Genomic DNA, 16,132 nt, shown 5'->3' on the forward strand with positions numbered 1-16,132 from the left:
TGATGGTTGGTTCAGGCCCGGCGCCAGCTTACGCTGCCGTCTCTGGCGGCTGCGACAAGGATGCCCTCTGCCGCCAGTGCATCGCGCATGGCATCGGCTGCCGCCCAATCCCTTGCGGCCCGCGCAGCAGCCCAGGCATCGAGTCTGGGCCGGATCGCTGCTTCGTCGGTGCCGCCGCGCGCCCACAACACAGGGTCGGCGCCGCCGATCGCCAGCACTTCGCCGCCGTCCGGCAGGGCGGCGATCGCTTCGGGCGTGTTCAGATCGTCGCACAGGGCGGCAACCGGCGCCGAATCGCCAACCACACCTTCCGCCTTGCGGCGATACAGCCGGTCGAGCTTGGCCCTGGACTGTTCAAGCAGCGCATCGGTCCAGGAAAGCGGCTGCCGGTAGTGCGCGGAAAGCAGCGCCAGCCGCAGCACTTCGCCGGGCCAGCCGGCTTCCAGCAGTTCGCCGGGCGTCACGATATTGCCCAGCGACTTCGACATCTTGGTTTCGCCCATCTGCAGGAAGCCGTTGTGCATCCAGATGCCGGCCAGTTCGCTGCCGCCATGGGCGCAGACGCTCTGGGCGCGCTCGTTCTCGTGGTGGGGGAATTGCAGGTCCAGCCCGCCGCCGTGAATGTCGATGGTGCCGGTATCCAGCACGCTGGCGATCATCGCCGAACATTCGATATGCCACCCCGGCCGCCCGCGACCCCACGGGCTGTCCCAGCCGGGCTGGTCGTCGGATGATGGTTTCCACAGCACGAAATCGCCCGGCGCGCGTTTGTAGGGGGCAACTTCGACGCGCGCACCCGCAACCATTTCATCCATCGGCCGCTTCGACAGTTCGCCATAGCGATCGAACTTCGCCACCTCGAACAGCACATGGCCCTCGGCCTCGTAGGCGGCGCCGTGTGCGATCAGTGCGGCGATCATGGCGATCATGCCATGGTCGCCGGCGATATGTTCGGTGGCGCGCGGGTTGAAATCGGGCTTCAGGCAGCCGAGCGCCGCCATGTCGGCGAAATAATGCGCTTCGAATTCGGAAGCGACTGCCTGCGCGCTGCGGTTTTCCGCAACGGCCTTCGCCATGATCTTGTCGTCGATATCGGTGATGTTGCGAGCATAGCGGACATTTGCTGCGCCGTGGATGTGCCGCAGCAGCCGATACAGCGTATCGAATACCACCGCCGGGCGCGCATTGCCGATATGGGCGCGGCCATAGACGGTCGGCCCGCAGACATACATGGTGAGAGGCCTGCCCGGTTCAGGTGTGCGCAACAGTTTCCGGGTGCGCGACAGCGTATCGAAAAGCCGCACCTGCATCAGATCTCTACCTCGTCGCCCTTCTGCGCGCCCTGGTCCAGCAGCTTGTCGAGGGCTTCCCGGTCCGACTGCGAATAGCCGCCTTCGTTGGCGCCGGGAGCGGGCGGATATTGCGGGTCGAGCTGCGGATGGCCGGGCGGCATCGGAATCGACTTTGGCAGCATGCCCGCCGCCATCGCATCCTTGCCGGCATCCAGATCCTGCACCCACGTCACCATCACGTTTGCCGCAAGCGACAGCACCGGGGCGGAACGGCTGTCCCGCAGCCAGTCCGGCGGTTCGCGGTCGGCGTCGAACAGGCCGGTGGCGAACTGCGTCATCACGAACAGCGCCGCCGACAGGATCAGCCCCTTCAATGCGCCGAATCCCAGCCCCAGCAGCCGGTCCATCGGGCCGATCATGCTGCGCCGCGCCAGCCCGCCGGCGATGCCGGCCACCAGCCGCGCCACCAGCGCCGTGCCGAAGAACAGGCCGATGAAGGCGATGGTCGCGGCGCTTGCTTCGCCGCCGGCACGGGGCAGCAGCCAGTCGGTCGCCTGCTCGTGGAACATCCTGACGGCGACGATCGCCAGGATCCAGCCGGCCAGCGTGACGGCCTCGTGCGTGAAGCCGCGGATCACGCCGCCGATCGCCATCAGGCCGATGATGCCGACGACGGCCCAGTCGAAGGGGGTAAATGTGGAAAGCAGGTCCATGCGCTGATTGCTAGGCGCTGGCCCGGATACGGTCAACGAGTGCGCGAACGTTCGCAACCGGGGTCGTCTGCAAGCGGCCGACGCCTGCCGTGCCGGGCGGCACCAGCGCGCGCGTGAAGCCCAGCTTGCCCGCTTCCTTCAGACGCAGCGACGGATGCGCTGTCGGCCGAACCTCGCCGGAAAGCGCGATTTCGCCGAACGCCACGCAGTCGGCCGGAACCGGCGCTTCCAGCAACGCCGATGCCAGGGCCGCAGCCACTGCAAGATCGGCCGCCGGATCAACGACCCGCAACCCGCCCGCCACGTTCAGATACACTTCGCATGAACCGAACCCCAGCCCGGCGCGCGCTTCAAGCACGGCAAGGATCATGGCCAGCCTCGACCCGTCCCAGCCGACGACGGCGCGGCGCGGCGTCGCCCCGGACGGCAGTCTGACCGTCAGCGCCTGCAATTCGACGAGCACCGGCCGCGTGCCTTCGAGCGCTGGAAAAACCACCGCGCCCGCCACCGCCTGTTCGCGCTGCGTCAGGAACAGGCTGGACGGGTTGGCGACTTCGGCCAGCCCGTCGGCTTCCATGGCGAACACGCCGATTTCATCGGTGCCGCCGAACCGGTTCTTTACCGCGCGCAGCACCCGATACTGGTGCCTGCCCTCGCCCTCGAAATAGAGCACGGCATCGACCATATGTTCGAGCACGCGCGGCCCGGCGATCTGCCCGTCCTTGGTGACGTGGCCGACCAGCACCAGCGCCGAACCGCTTTGTTTCGCCCAGCTTATCAGTTCGAGCGAAGCCGCACGGACCTGCGAAACCGTGCCGGGCGCGCCTTCCAGTTGATCGGAGTGCATGGTCTGGATCGAATCGATGACGACGAGCGCCGGCGGGGTGGCCGCCGAAAGAGTGGTCAGGATATCGCGCACCGAAGTCGCCGCCGCCAGCCGCACCGGCGCGTCGGCCAGCCCCAGCCGCCGGGCGCGCAGGCGCACCTGATCGGCGGCCTCCTCGCCCGAGAAATAGGCAACCGCATGCCCGGCCCGCGCCATGCGCCCGGCGGATTGCAGCAGCAAAGTCGATTTGCCGATCCCCGGATCGCCGCCGATCAGAACGGCCGAACCGGGCACCAGCCCGCCGCCCAGCGCCCGGTCGAGTTCGGCAAAGCCCGAACCCAGCCTGCGCGGCAGTTCCACTTCGGCATCGAGCGGCTGCATCGGCAGCACCTGCCCGCCCGCCTTCAGGCTGTGGCGCTGCGCAAAGGGCGTCGCCGCAGCCGACGCCTCCTGTTGCAGGCTGTTCCATTCCGAACAATCGGGGCACTGCCCGACCCATCGGGGCTGGGCGCTGCCGCACGACTGGCAGACGAACTTCAGTTGCGGTTTCGCCATCGTTGCGGTTGCCGGTCAGGTGGCTGGTTCAACCGTCCTTGCGTGCCTGCGCCCGCGCCGTCGCCTTGGTGACCGAACCAACCTTGGCGCCGGCAACCCTGGTTGCCCGCTTCTTGTTTTCAACAACGGCCGCTCCCTTCGAGGCAGTAGCCGTGTTCGCCGGGCGCTTTTTCGGGGCGGCGCGTTTGGCGTCGAGCGCGCGGCGCTGGCTGTCGACGATGCGCTGGCGCGATTGCGTCGCCGCGCGGCGGCCCAGTTCGTCGTTCACGCGGCGCAATGCATGCGCGAACACCTGCTTGCGCCGCCTTGGATGTTCCTGCGTTCCCGGAAAACTGCCGCCGCGCGCGTCGGCCTTGCCACGGGCGATCCGCCGCTTTTCATGGGCGAGATCACGTTCTTTCGAGTGCAGTTGCCGAAGGCGTTTGCGGGCCGCGCGCAGCGCCTCCTCGTCATGGGTGCCGATCTCGGGCCGGTGCGTCGTCTGCACCAGCGTCCATTCGTCGTGCGCCAGAAGGGATTGTTCGGTCTTGCGGGAAATCGCCATCGGAACCTGCTCCTTGGAAATCGTGCGCCCCACATTTGGAGCGTGCAGCGGGCGGGCGCAAGCTTTTCAGGCGCGGATGGCTTCCCACAGCAGCAGCGCCTGCCGCGTTTCGGCAACATCGTGCACCCTGACCCACCCGACGCCCGCTTCCGCCCCGCGCAGCGCCAGCGCCAGACTGCCCGCCAACCGGTTTTCCGGCGGCACCGCACCGGCAACGGCGGGGATGATCGCTTTCCGGCTGGCGCCCAGCATCAGCGGCACACCAAGCGTCCGATAGCTTTCAAGCTGGCGCAGGATGGCCAGATTGTGCGCGACGCCCTTGCCAAAGCCGATGCCGGGGTCGGCGATCAGCCGTGTGCGGGCGATGCCCGCTGCCTCGGCGGCAGCGATGCGCCGGGCAAGTGCGGCGCGCACCTCGGCTGCGGCGTCGTCATATTGCGCCAGCGTCTGCATGGTGCGCGGATTGCCCGGCATGTGCATCAGCACCACATCCGCCGATGCTGCGGCTGCTACACCCATGCTGTCGGGATCGGCCGAAAGCGCGGAAACATCGTTCAGCATGGTTGCGCCCGCGTCCAGCGCCGCCTGCATCACCGCCGCTTTCATGCTGTCGATCGACACCCGCACACGCTGACGCACCAGCCCGGCAACCACCGGGATCACGCGGCGCAGTTCTTCGGCTACCGGCACCGGGGCGGCACCGGGGCGTGTCGATTCGCCGCCCACGTCGATGATGTCGGCGCCTTCTGCCGCAAGCTTCAGGCCCGCGTCGATCGCGGCGTTCGCGTCGGCCAGCCGGCCGCCATCCGAGAAGCTGTCGGGCGTGACGTTCAATATGCCCATGATTTTCGGCCGCATGAATTACCCGCCCTAGGCTGGATAGTGCAGCAGCGAAACCGGCTCGACACCGGCATCGTGCAGGCGGCCGGCGCCGCCAAGCCCATCGAGTTCGGCCACGAACAGCGCCCGGCCGACACTGCCCCCGGCCTTTTCCAGCAATGTCACTGCGGCAACGGCGGTTCCCCCGGTCGCCAGCACGTCATCGACCAGCAGCACCCGCGCGCCGCGCGGCACCTGGCCTTCGTGCAGTTCCAGCCGGTCGACGCCATATTCCAGCGCATAGTCGTGGCCGATGGTCGGCCCCGGCAGCTTCCCCGGCTTGCGGACGATCACCAGCCCGTGCCCCGTCAGTTGCGCAAGGGCGGCAGCGAACAGGAAGCCACGCGCCTCGATGCCGGCGATCATGTCGAACGGGCCCGCCCGTTCCGCAAGCGCCGCCGTCGTCGCCTGAAACGCCGCGCCATCGGCCAGCAGTGGCGTCAGGTCGCGGAACTGGATGCCGGGCTTGGGAAAGTCGGGCACCATGCGCACGAATGCCGCCAGTCGTTCGGGATGCATCGGCGTCTCTCAGTCGAACAGGCGCGGCGCGATCGCGCGCAGCCGTGCTGCTTCTTCGGTCGGCCAATGGGTGCGATCGGTGACGATCGCCTGATCGAGCGCCCGTTCCCAGCCTTCGGCGCTGGGCATACGCAAGGGCGCAGCGGCAAGGCGCCGGCATAGTGCTGCAACCAGTGCCGTCGCGTGGCCGGTGTTCGCCCGCATCACCGCCAGCACGTCGGCCGTCGTGACGGCGTCTTCCTTCCAGCTATCGTGGTCGGTCACGAAGGCGGCGATCGCATAGGCCATTTCCGCCTCGCGGCAGAGCGCCGCCTCGGGCATCGCCGTCATGCCGACGACATCCATGCCCTGCGCGCGGGCCAGTCGGCTTTCGGCGCGTGTCTGGAAGCGCAAGCCGTCGATCGCAAGATAGGTGCCGCCGGCAACCGCCGGGATGGCGCAGTCCGTGGCGGCCGCCTGCACCGCGTCGGCCAGCGCCAGCACCACCGGATCGGCAAGCGCCACATGCGCCACGATCCCGGCGCCGAAAAAGCTGGAAGCCCGTCCGTGCGTGCGGTCGACGATCTGGTGCGGCACGGCAAGGCTTCCGGGCGGCAGTTCGTCGCGGAAACTGCCGCAGGCCGCAACCGACAGAACGGCCGTGCAGCCGACCGCCTTCAGCGCCGCGATGTTCGCACGATAGTTGATTTCAGCGGGAGCGATGCGGTGGCCCGGCCCGTGGCGCGCCAGAAACACCACCGGCAGGCCCTGCATTTCGCCTTCGATCAGCACATCCGACGGCCAGCCCCATGGCGTTTCCTGCGCGTGCCGGTGCGATTTCGTGATGCCCGGTAGCGTCTGGAGGCCGCTGCCCCCGATCAGACCCAGCTTCATGGCTTTGCCTGCTCTTTGGCTGCGGGTGCGTCGAACAGGCGATTGAGGTAGGCCGCCATCCGCAGCCCGCCCTTCGCCAACTGCCGGTTCAGCCGGTCGGTCTGGGCGAAGACATATTCGTAGCGGAGGTCTTCCTGCGGCGGATAAATGGCTTCACGCTCGGTCACGCTGTCGGCGACCCATTGCAACGGGTCCGCGCTCGACCATTGGCGCAGGTCGTCGGGCGTCAGGTGGCGCAGGATCTGGTCGCGCCATTCGCTGTAGGCAAGCTGCTGGTAGTCGATCAGTTGGGAATCCCAGATCCTGTGCAGATTGGTCGGCTCGCCGAAGAAGCTGCGCTTCACCATGTTGCCGCCCCGATCGTCGGTGCGGCCGACGTGCAGCGGTTGCGCCAGATCGCCGATGATGTGCACGATGAACCTCAGCGCGCCCTGCCGGTCTGCCAGGGTTGCTTTCGGGTCTTTCAGCACGGCCGAATAGGCCTTCAGCGCCGTCAGCGCATCGCCGCCTTGCGGAACGTTCGCCCGGCCATAAGCGGTGTCGGCCGGCACCGTGACGTAATGCCAGGAAAGCGACCGCTGCTGCCAGAAGGGGTCCGGGTCGGAGCGCATGAAGTCCGCCCAGTTCGACGCTTCCGCGAGGCTCTCGTTGCCAAGGATCTCCATCACCGCCGCGCGCGCCTTCGGCGACAGATACCGGTCGGCGACGGCGCCCGTCACCCGGTGGCCGGTCAGGCCCCAGGCAAGGGCCGGTTCGGCCGCTGAAAACGCAAGCAGCAGCAACAACAGGGTTCGCATCTATCGGGCCTCCAGTGCCTGCGCCAGATCGGCGATCAGGTCGTCCGCATCCTCGATCCCGATCGAGATGCGAACCAGATTGTCGCTGATCCCCATGAGCGCCTTGCGCTCGGCGGGGACGGAAAGATGCGTCATCGCCGCAGGAGCCGACGCCAGCGTTTCCGTGCCGCCAAGGCTGACGGCAAGGCGGGCGATACGCAGCGCGTCGAGGAAGGCGAACACTTCGGTTTCGCCGCCCTTCAGATACAGCGAAAAGGTCGAACCGGCGCCGGTGCAGTGGCGGCGATAGATGTCGGCCTGCGCGTCGTTGCCTTCGCCCAGGAAACCCAGATAGCCAACCCGTTCGACGGCCGGATGGTCGCGCAGGAAGGCACACACGCGCTCGGCGTTCTCTCCGGCGCGGCTCATGCGCAGTTCCAGCGTTTCCAGGCTTCGCAGCAGCATCCACGCGCTGTGCGGGTCGAGAATGGTGCCGATGACGTTGCGCATCGACCGCACCGGCCCCAGCAGCCGCGCCGAACCCACCACCGACCCCGCCACGAGATCGGAATGACCGCCGGCATATTTCGTCAGGCTGTACACGCAGATGTCGGCGCCGTGCTGCAACGGCTGCTGCCACAGCGGGCCAAGGAACGTGTTGTCGATCGCGATCGGCGGGGCATCTTCAGGGCAGGCGGCATCGACAGCGGCCCGCACGGCCTGCACATCGACGAGGGCGTTGGTCGGGTTGGCCGGGCTTTCCAGATAGACCAGCGCCAGCCGTCCGATCGCCTTTGCGCCGGCGATCGCCGCATCGATTTCAACGCGCGTAGCACCTGCCGGAAAATCGACGAACCGCACCCCGAACCGGCCCAGAATCGATCCGATCAGCGTTTCCGTCGCTGCATAGAGCGGGCTTGAATGAACGATCACATCGCCCGGGCGGCAATAGGTCAGCAACAGTGTCGCGATCGCCGACATCCCCGACGAAAAGCACAGCGCCTGCTCGGCGTCCTCCCAGACGGCGAGACGGGTTTCGAGGATCTGCTGGTCAGGCCCGTCGAAGCGGGAATAGACGAAACCATCCGCGCCGCCGGGCCTGCGGCCAATCAGGCCTTCGAAATGGCGCTTGCCGGCTGCCGCCGATTCGAACGCGAACGACGAAGTAAGAAACAGGGGCGGCTTCAGCGCGCGCAACGCCTGTTCCGGGTCGTAGCCGTGGCCCATCATCAGCGTTGCCGGGCGGGGGCGCCGCAGGTCGCCGCCGGGCGGCGCATCCTGCCCGCCCGCTGTGCCCCTCCTGCCGGTAGAACTGCCCATCGTCGCGCTCCTTCGCGCCATCCTAGCCGTCGGCCGGGCCGGATGTCACGGCCTGCAGCCGGGTTTCCTCCAGCACCTGCAACGTGAACAGGATCGCCCTTGTCTCGCCGTCGATCACGCCATCCGGGTTGTCCTGCCGGAAGCGCCGCTGGAAGGCGATGACTGCCGCGCCAAGGTCGGTCACGTCATAGCCGAAGCGTTCCAGCGCCAGCGCGAATGCGCTATCCGGCCAGCCGGGATCGGCCAGCAGCCTGCGCGGCCTGCCAAGCGCCAGCCGGTGGCGCGCCAGCAGCGCCCAATCGAACAATTCGCCGGGGTCCTGCTTGCGCGCGGGCGCAATGTCGGAATGGCCGATCACGTCGGCGCGGTCGATGCGGTGGCGCACGCAGATCGCGCTCGCCAGCCGCACGACGGCCCGCATCTGCACGGCCGGAAACGGCTGATATCCCCATTCGTGCCCCGGATTGACGATCTCGACGCCGACCGACGAACTGTTCAGGTCTTCGCAGCCACGCCACCGGCTGACGCCCGCGTGCCAGGCGCGGTCGGCTTCATCGACCATCTGCACCACGCGTCCGTCCTCGTGGACGAGATAGTGCGCCGACACTCCGGAATCGGCATCAAGCAGCCGTTCCTCGGCTTCGGCGCCCGTTGGCATGCCGGTGTAGTGCAGGATCAGTTGCCGGACCGGGTTGCAGCCCGGCGGCACCCGGCGGGCGTTGAAATTGGGTGACGGCCGCCAGACGATCGCGCCGCGGTCAGGCACGCTCGACTGCTTTCTGCGCCGAACGCAGGGTGATGATGGCAACGCCTGCGATCGTCAGCGCGCCGCCGACCCACATCAAGGGTGTAACCGGCGTGCCGTAATACATCGTCGCGAACACCACGGCCAGCAGCGGCGTCGGCAGCGTGTAAGGCGTGATCAGCGTGACCGGATAGCGTTGCAGCAGCCAGCTCATGCCGACATGGCCGATCAGCGTCGCGGCGATCGCCGAATAGACGATCCAGCCGAAGGCGCCCATCGGCACATGGCGCAGGCCCGCAAGGCCGCCGGGTTCGGCGAAGTGGCTGGCCAGCAGCAGCAGCGGGATCGAAATCAGCGCCTGCCAGCCATACAGCGTCAGCACCGGCACACCCGCCAGCCGCCGGAACAGCAGGTTGCCGATCGCCCAGCACAGGCTGGCCCCGAACGTCAGGAAGATGCCCAGCCGTTCATCGACGATACGCGGATCGAACACCAGCAGCGTCACCCCGGCCAGCGCCAGCAGGATGCCGACGGTCCGGCGCCAGGCGATGCGCTCGCCGTCGATCAGGATGGCAAGGATCAGGCTTAACGGCACTCCCAGTTGTCCGGCAATCGCCAGCGCCGAAAGATTATGGGCGACATGATAGCTGTAGGCCCCCAGCCCGAACTGGATGGCACCGGTGATCAGCGCCATCGCCAGGATCATCCCCATCCGCCCCTCGACGATGCGCAGCGCCGTGGCGCACGCCAGCAGCACCACGCTGTAGCGCAGCGCGACCGACAGCAGCGGCGGCATCGCCATCACCGCTTCCTTGATGGCGATGATGTTGAAGGCCCACAGCAGGTCGATCACCAGAATGAGGAGGACATAGGCCGACCTCATGCGCCTTTCCCCTTCATCAGCGCGGCCCCTTCATCAGCGCAGCATAGGCGGCGTTGATCGTCGCCATCCGCACTTCGGCGACACGGATGAACTCGGGCGGGGTGCCCTCGGCGATGTGCCGGTCCGGGTGATGGTCGCGTGCGAGGCGGCGATAGGCAGCGCGGATTTCGGCATCGTCGGCCCCCGGCGCCACGCCCAGCACTGCATGCGGGTCGTCGGCCTCCAGCGGAATGTGGCGGGCGCGGATTTCCGCCCATTTTCTGGCATCAAAGCCCATCAGGCCTGAAATCGTTCGAAGATATTCCAGTTCGGCCGGATGCACCCCGTCGACGGTGGCGATCATCAGCAGTGCTTCCAGCAAGTCTTCCAGAACCGGCGAGCCTTCGCCCAGCAGCGCTGCCGCCTGTCTGGCATAGGCTTCGTATCCGTCGGTCGACTGCCGCGCCAGCCGATAGAAGCGGCGCATGTTCCCGCGCTCGTCGTCGGGAACGTGGAACAGCTTTTCAAAGGCCTGCGCCTCGCGCTCGGAAGCAAAACCGTCGGCGCGGGCCATCTTGGCAGCAAGCGCGATGGCGGCGATGGTGAACGCCACCTGCCGGCGGGCCGGGCTTGCCGCACGCACCGCCAGCACACGATCGACGGCCGCGCCGACGGCTGCACCGGCAAGTGCGCCAAGCGGCCCGCCAAGAACCAGCCCCGCCGCACCACCCATGAGGAGCGCCCAGATCGCCATGGCACGCGCTTAGAGCAACTTGGCGGCGATGGGAAACACCCGATCGGGAACCGCCTGCCGAAAAACCGGAAAAAGGCAGCGATGCCGCCGTCAGGAAGCGCCGCCGCCCTGCCGCCGGAAACTCCAGCTCGTGTCGGCGGTGCCGTCGGCCGCAACGGTGCCCGACAGCACGATCTGCTGCACCTCGTGCGTTTCCCCTGCTTCATCGACGAACAGGCTGGGTTCGATGGAAACGCCGCCCGTCGCGCCGTTGAAGCTGGCGCGGAACGCCCAAGCCGCGCCCTGCCCCGGCTTTGCGCCCGGCAGCCGGACAAGCGCGCCGCGCCCGTCCTGCGTCAGAGTCGCCTCGGCAGTGCGGCCAAGGTGAAAGCGGATGGCAAAGGCCAGCGACCCGCGCCGGCGCAGGACGCCTGCCCGTGCGCCGACCGGTTCAAGGCGATCCTCGCCGCGCAGATCGTCGCCGTCGGGGCTGAGCCACAGCCGGCGCACATGATCCAGCCCGAACCGCCGTCGCCAGCCATCGTGCCGCCCCTCGAACCACTGGCCGGCCGAGCTTGCCCGCATCTCGACCAGCACTGCCTCGACCCCGCCGAGGCGCCGCTGCCCGCCATCGTGCAACCGGCTGGAACTGGTATCGGCCAGCACCAGCGTCGAATGCCCCGCCGTCGAGCGCAGCCCCATCAGCAGTTCCGGCGGGAACCCGTGCGGCCCGCGCGGCCCGGCGCCGCCGCCGCAATTCACGATCAGATGCCGGGCGCCATCCGTCAGGGTGAAGGCAAGCGTCGAGGCATGGGCCGCCGGGCTGATGCGCGCGGCAGGCGGCGGGCCTGCATCCACCATCAGCCGCACGCTTCCCGCCTGCAGCCGCTGGAACCCGGAAGCGCGCGTCGGCCCGTCTGCCGCCGGGCCGCCGACGCCAAGCCGCTGCATCTGCGCCAAATCCGGCTGGCCGCCATGCCACGACGAAGGCAGCCCATCCCCCATCGCCAGCGAGGCAAGCCCTGTCCGCACCATATCCAGTGCCTGCACCACCAGTTCCGCAGGCTTGCGCGCCCGCGCCCGATAGAATGCCTCCAGCACCAGCAGCAGGTCGCCGATCCGGGCCAGTTCAAGCGGCGAGCGGCTGACGACAGCCGCGCCATCGGCGGTCGTCAGTTCAGAAAGCGTCTGCTCCAGCAACGTTTCCCCGCGCAGAAGCCGTTCGTCGCCGCCCGGCAGCATCAGACCGGCGCCGATCAGGCCGGCGGCTGCCTCAAGCCGCACCAGCCCGGCGGGCAGCCGCGGCGCGGCGCGGTCCAGATGGCGCGCCCATCTGGCGATGCCGTTCAGCACCGACGAACGGTGGATATGATCCTGCCCGGGCATCACCAGCGGGGCGTGGGCGATCGTCATCAGGATGCGCCTGCCGGTCGCATCGGGCGCCCATGCCTCGTCGTGGTAATCGTGAAAATGCGCAAGCCACCGCCGCGCCAGCGCTTCGGCGCGGCCGGCCTCGGTCCGGCTCAGTGGCTGGGCGCTTGCCAGATCGCGAAGCCAGCCCCAGCCATGCACCCAGTCGCGCCAGCCCGGCGGCGCATCGGGCGCGTCCAGCCGCGCGTCGGTCATGCCCTGGCCGAAACCGTCGCGGAACAGACGCCCGCCTTTCAGGCGCTGGCCAAGATCGGGGTCGCCGGGGATCGGGTCGTCGGGGATGGCGATCAGCTTCAGCGGAAAACGCCCTTTCAGCCGCATCCGGTGAAAGGGCGACGCAAAAGACAGGCGGTCGAAACGCTCGGTCAGGCGTTCCGCGAGCGAGGGGCCGCGCCCGCCGCCATCGCGGGTGAGACGGAAGCTGTCCTCGTCGGTCTCGTGCGTCATCGCTGCCCCTTGAGGCCCGACCCCTTGAGGCTGGCGATGTTGGCAGCATAGCTGTCCCGCCCGCCACGGAAACTGGCGGTTCCCGCAACCAGCACGGTTGCGCCTGCCGCGTGCAGGCGGGCGGCGTTCGTCTGATCGACGCCGCCATCCACCTCCAGTTCGGCGGTCAGCCCGGCGCGGGCGATGCGTTCGGCGATCGCCTCTACCTTGGGCAGCGCGCTTTCGATGAAGCTCTGGCCGCCGAAACCGGGGTTCACGCTCATCACGAGGACGAGGTCGCAGAGGTCGAGGACATGGTCGAGCGAGGCGAGCGGCGTCGCCGGGTTCAGCACGACCCCGGCCTTTTTCCCCAGCGCCCGGATACGCATCAGCGTGCGGTGCAGGTGCGGGCCGGATTCCGGATGCACCGACAGAATGTCGGCGCCTGCTTCGGCGAAGGCTTCGACCAGCGGGTCGGCGGGCGTCACCATCAGATGCACATCGAACGGCAGCGCCGACCATGGCCGCAGCGCCTTCACCACCATCGGCCCGATCGTCAGGTTGGGAACGAAGTGCCCGTCCATCACGTCGACATGGATCCAGTCGGCGCCCGCCTCGTCGATCGCGCGGACTTCCTCTCCCAGTCGGGCGAAATCGGCGGACAGGATGGACGGTGCGATCTTCAGCGGTTGCATGCAGGCCTAGTTAGCCGCTGGTCCCGGTTGCGCCAAGGCCCGCCTGCCCCGAAACGCGCGCGCTCCGCCGACGAAAACATCCGTCATGGAACTGCAACGATTTCCTGCTACCGGCAGCATCCATTTTGAGTGCCCCATCCGAAAGACCGCTGCATGATCGCCCTGAAAGCTGCACTGCCCCTGCTGTTCCTTGCGGCGTCCGCCAGCACGATGGCGGCCACGACCGACGACGCCCAGTTCTGGACGACGGTGGCCGCCAGCGGGCCGATTGCCGGAAAGCTGGTCGGCAGTGTGGATACGACCCTGCGCTTCTACGACAACGCCAGCCACCTGAGCTATGTCATCGCCCGCGGGATGCTGGGCTGGCGGCTGGCGCCCGGCGTGGTGGCAGGCGCTGGCTATGGCTATGTCCGGAACACCCCCGAAGGCAGGCCATCAGCGCATGAGCATCAGGCGTTCCAGCAGCTCGCCTATCCGGTCGCCACGGTCGCGGGCGCAAAACTCCAGGGGCGCACCCGGCTGGAACAGCGCTTCTTCAGCAACGACCCGAAAACCGGCTGGCGGCTTCGGCAGCAACTGAAGCTGACGGTGCCGCTGGACGGCCCGACCGGCCTCAAGGGCATCGTCCACACCGAAGCGTTCGTGCTGCTGCGCCAGCAGGGCCGGTCGCCCGCCGGGCTGAACCAGATCCGCACCGGCATCGGCCTTGGCATTCCCGTCACGGGCAAGACGTCGATCGAAGCGGGCTACCTCAATCAGGCGGTGCTACCCGGCGACACCCGCTTCAATCACGTCCTTGCAGTGAATCTGGTGACTGGATGGTGATCGGCGGCTGACCGGCCGTCAGTGCGTCACGGCCACCTTGGCGCCAGGTTGCCCCATTGCCTGCAACACCATCCCAAGCAGTGTCGCCAACGCCTTGTCGGCCGAGGCGTCGGCCGCAGTCAGATAATATTCCGAAGTCGCCAGCGCGCGGAACTGTTCGGGTGCCCGCGCACGGTTGTCGGCGTCCAGATTCTCGCGCACGTCGGTGAAGGTGGTCGAAAGGTTGCGATCGCCATAGATCTGCGCCTTATCCCAGCGGACATTTGGGTCGCCGACTTCCACCTTCGGCCGCCTGATGGTCAGCGTCGCGCTGTCGGGGTTCCATTGCAGATCGTTCGGTTTCAGCACGGACAGATCCACCGAATAATCCACCTGCGCATCGACGATCACGGTCTGCCGCGTCGTCTGCAAGGGGATGGTCGCGACCGTGGTGGTCCGCGCGGAATGGATCGGGGCGGCCAGCAGCGCACGCATCACCACAAGACGGCTCTGCTGTTGCAGCGATTTCAGCAACACGCCCCCCACGTCTGCCGGCGCCGTGCAAAAGCCTATGCGGTGGCAGGCATCCTGCGCCCATTGCGGAGTCCATTCCGGCTTCCACCGCGCACCGGCCAGCAGCACCAGCGCGATGACGATTCCCCATTTCACCAGCGACTTCAGCATTTCAGCCACCCCTCCCGGTTTCGGCGCACCAGTCCGCGCGCTTCCATGTCGATCAGGTGCGCCTGCACGCTGCGCTCGGCGGCCGGCCAGAGCCGCCGGTCGACCGGCGCATACATCTGTTCGACCATCAGCGGAACAAGACCGACCCCTTCGCCCAGCAGCTTCATGATCTGCCCCTCGCGCTGGCGGCGATGCGCGATCAGCCCACGCACGAAACGATGCGGCTCGTCGATCGCAGGGCCGTGCGTCGGCAGGTAGCGCCGGTCGGCACGATCGAGAAGCAGCGCCAGCGAGCGCATATAGGCCGCCATGTCACCGTCGGGCGGGGCCACCACCGTCGTCGACCAGCCCATTACATGATCGCCGGAAAACAGGGTCGCTTCCTCCTCCAGCGCGAAGCACAGGTGGTTCGAGGTGTGCCCCGGCGTATGCACGGCGCGAAGCGTCCAGTCGGGGCCTGACACGCTGTCGCCGTCGGCCAGCACCCGATCGGGCGCATAGCTTGCGTCGAAGCCCGCATCGGCGCGCGGGCCGCCATCGGCCAGCACCAGCGGCGCACAACCCGCGATCACGCCGCCGACCAGTGCCGCCAGCGGCGCCGCGCCGGGCGAATGGTCCATGTGGGTGTGGGTTATCAGATGGTGGCTTACGGTTTCGCCGGCGACCGCTTGTGCAACCGCATCCAGATGGTCGCTGTCGGCAGGGCCGGGATCGATGATCGCCACCGTGCCGGTGCCGACGATATAGGTGCCGGTGCCGGTGAAGGTGAACGGCGACGGATTGCGCGCCAGCACCCGGCGCACCAGCGGCGACAGCCGTTCCACCCGGCCATAGGGCGCTTCGTCGATCAGCCTTGCATGCTCGTCGTTCACGCTGCCAGCCTTACCGGCAGCATGGCCCGGTGCCAAGCGCCGCAGCAGGCGTTCGGCTGCCATGCGACCGCTGCGCTTGCCATCGGCGTTGCAGTCGGGCACCGGGCGGCAAACTCCCACCCAGGACATTCGCATGACCGATTCCCTTCCCGTCCGCAGGGCGCTGCTTTCCGTATCCGACAAGACCGGCCTCGTGGATTTCGCCCGCGCGCTTGCGGCGCATGGCGCTGAACTGCTGTCGACGGGCGGCACGGCGAAAGCGCTGCGCGATGCCGGCCTCGCAGTCACCGACGTTTCAGACCATACGGGCTTTCCCGAAATGATGGATGGCCGGGTGAAAACCCTGCACCCCAAGGTGCATGGCGGCCTGCTGGCGCTGCGCGACAACGCCGATCATCAGGCGGCTGCCGCCGCGCACGGCATCGCGCCGATCGACATGGTAGTGATCAACCTCTACCCGTTCGAGGCAACCGTCGCCAAGGGCGCGCCCCGGCCCGACATCATCGAAAACATCGACATCGGCGGCCCGTCGATGGTGCGCTCGGCCGCCAAGAACCATGGCTTCGTCGCCTGTGTGACCGAC

General features: G+C 67.9%; 17 protein-coding genes and 1 pseudogene. 2 read left to right on the forward strand and 16 right to left on the reverse strand.

Going from position 1 to position 16,132, the window contains the following annotated elements; genetic code table 11:
- Nucleotides 1-11: 11 nt before the first annotated feature.
- The 14 genes from cysS to rpe all read right to left on the reverse strand — a co-directional run bounded on the left by cysS (nucleotide 12) and on the right by rpe (nucleotide 13,189).
- Nucleotides 12-1,310: a cysteine--tRNA ligase gene (gene cysS / locus AC16JP_RS04275; protein ID WP_484339365.1), complete on the reverse strand. Its 1,299-nt coding sequence runs from the start codon at nucleotides 1,308-1,310 to the stop codon at nucleotides 12-14.
- Nucleotides 1,310-2,005 carry a CvpA family protein gene (locus AC16JP_RS04280; RefSeq protein ID WP_484339366.1) on the reverse strand — a complete coding sequence of 232 codons (696 nt, stop codon included), beginning with the start codon at nucleotides 2,003-2,005 and terminating at the stop codon, nucleotides 1,310-1,312. The genes cysS and AC16JP_RS04280 overlap by 1 nt, the downstream gene beginning before the upstream one ends.
- Nucleotides 2,006-2,015: 10 nt before the next feature.
- Nucleotides 2,016-3,386 (reverse strand): DNA repair protein RadA, encoded by a 1,371-nt coding sequence (radA, locus tag AC16JP_RS04285; RefSeq protein ID WP_484339367.1) that lies wholly within the window; start codon nucleotides 3,384-3,386, stop codon nucleotides 2,016-2,018.
- A 28-nt stretch (nucleotides 3,387-3,414) separates the two neighbouring features.
- Complete coding sequence (locus tag AC16JP_RS04290) at nucleotides 3,415-3,930, reverse strand: hypothetical protein (protein WP_484339368.1); 516 nt, start codon at nucleotides 3,928-3,930, stop codon at nucleotides 3,415-3,417.
- A gap of 66 nt (nucleotides 3,931-3,996) precedes the next feature.
- Nucleotides 3,997-4,788 (reverse strand): dihydropteroate synthase, encoded by a 792-nt coding sequence (gene folP / locus AC16JP_RS04295; RefSeq protein ID WP_484339369.1) that lies wholly within the window; start codon nucleotides 4,786-4,788, stop codon nucleotides 3,997-3,999.
- 12 nt (nucleotides 4,789-4,800) lie between these two features.
- Complete coding sequence (locus AC16JP_RS04300) at nucleotides 4,801-5,328, reverse strand: adenine phosphoribosyltransferase (RefSeq protein WP_484339370.1); 528 nt, start codon at nucleotides 5,326-5,328, stop codon at nucleotides 4,801-4,803.
- Nucleotides 5,329-5,337: 9 nt separating this feature from the next.
- The gene (locus tag AC16JP_RS04305) at nucleotides 5,338-6,201 is read right to left on the reverse strand and encodes a phosphorylase family protein (RefSeq protein ID WP_484339371.1); all 864 of its coding nucleotides are present in this window, start codon (nucleotides 6,199-6,201) and stop codon (nucleotides 5,338-5,340) included.
- Nucleotides 6,198-6,998: a S1/P1 nuclease gene (locus AC16JP_RS04310; RefSeq protein ID WP_484339372.1), complete on the reverse strand. Its 801-nt coding sequence runs from the start codon at nucleotides 6,996-6,998 to the stop codon at nucleotides 6,198-6,200. The genes AC16JP_RS04305 and AC16JP_RS04310 overlap by 4 nt, the downstream gene beginning before the upstream one ends.
- Entirely contained in the window at nucleotides 6,999-8,297 is a 1,299-nt protein-coding gene (locus AC16JP_RS04315; RefSeq protein ID WP_484339373.1) for a cystathionine gamma-synthase family protein, read from the reverse strand. It abuts the gene before it with no gap.
- A 22-nt stretch (nucleotides 8,298-8,319) separates the two neighbouring features.
- Nucleotides 8,320-9,063, reverse strand: a complete 744-nt coding sequence (locus AC16JP_RS04320) for an N-acetylmuramoyl-L-alanine amidase (protein WP_484339374.1) — start codon at nucleotides 9,061-9,063, stop codon at nucleotides 8,320-8,322.
- The gene (locus AC16JP_RS04325) at nucleotides 9,056-9,925 is read right to left on the reverse strand and encodes a DMT family transporter (RefSeq protein ID WP_484339375.1); all 870 of its coding nucleotides are present in this window, start codon (nucleotides 9,923-9,925) and stop codon (nucleotides 9,056-9,058) included. Before AC16JP_RS04325 ends, AC16JP_RS04320 begins: the two co-directional genes overlap by 8 nt.
- A gap of 16 nt (nucleotides 9,926-9,941) precedes the next feature.
- Nucleotides 9,942-10,658: a TerB family tellurite resistance protein gene (locus AC16JP_RS04330; protein WP_484339376.1), complete on the reverse strand. Its 717-nt coding sequence runs from the start codon at nucleotides 10,656-10,658 to the stop codon at nucleotides 9,942-9,944.
- A gap of 90 nt (nucleotides 10,659-10,748) precedes the next feature.
- Nucleotides 10,749-12,515 (reverse strand): heparinase II/III family protein, encoded by a 1,767-nt coding sequence (locus AC16JP_RS04335; RefSeq protein ID WP_484339377.1) that lies wholly within the window; start codon nucleotides 12,513-12,515, stop codon nucleotides 10,749-10,751.
- The gene (gene rpe / locus AC16JP_RS04340; protein ID WP_484339378.1) at nucleotides 12,512-13,189 is read right to left on the reverse strand and encodes a ribulose-phosphate 3-epimerase; all 678 of its coding nucleotides are present in this window, start codon (nucleotides 13,187-13,189) and stop codon (nucleotides 12,512-12,514) included. Before rpe ends, AC16JP_RS04335 begins: the two co-directional genes overlap by 4 nt.
- A gap of 153 nt (nucleotides 13,190-13,342) precedes the next feature.
- Here rpe and AC16JP_RS04345 point away from each other — a divergent pair, with 153 nt between their 5' ends.
- Nucleotides 13,343-14,014, forward strand: a complete 672-nt coding sequence (locus AC16JP_RS04345) for a DUF2490 domain-containing protein (protein ID WP_484339379.1) — start codon at nucleotides 13,343-13,345, stop codon at nucleotides 14,012-14,014.
- Nucleotides 14,015-14,032: 18 nt separating this feature from the next.
- Here AC16JP_RS04345 and AC16JP_RS04350 read toward each other — a convergent pair whose 3' ends face one another.
- Nucleotides 14,033-14,677: a DUF4230 domain-containing protein gene (locus AC16JP_RS04350; RefSeq protein ID WP_484339380.1), complete on the reverse strand. Its 645-nt coding sequence runs from the start codon at nucleotides 14,675-14,677 to the stop codon at nucleotides 14,033-14,035.
- Nucleotides 14,671-15,549 carry an MBL fold metallo-hydrolase gene (locus AC16JP_RS04355; RefSeq protein WP_484339381.1) on the reverse strand — a complete coding sequence of 293 codons (879 nt, stop codon included), beginning with the start codon at nucleotides 15,547-15,549 and terminating at the stop codon, nucleotides 14,671-14,673. The genes AC16JP_RS04350 and AC16JP_RS04355 overlap by 7 nt, the downstream gene beginning before the upstream one ends.
- A 133-nt stretch (nucleotides 15,550-15,682) precedes the next feature.
- Between AC16JP_RS04355 and purH the strand changes: the two are divergent.
- Nucleotides 15,683-16,132: pseudogene (gene purH, locus AC16JP_RS04360) on the forward strand (bifunctional phosphoribosylaminoimidazolecarboxamide formyltransferase/IMP cyclohydrolase); the annotation flags it as partial.

It is taken from the genome of Sandaracinobacteroides sp., assembly GCF_057137845.1.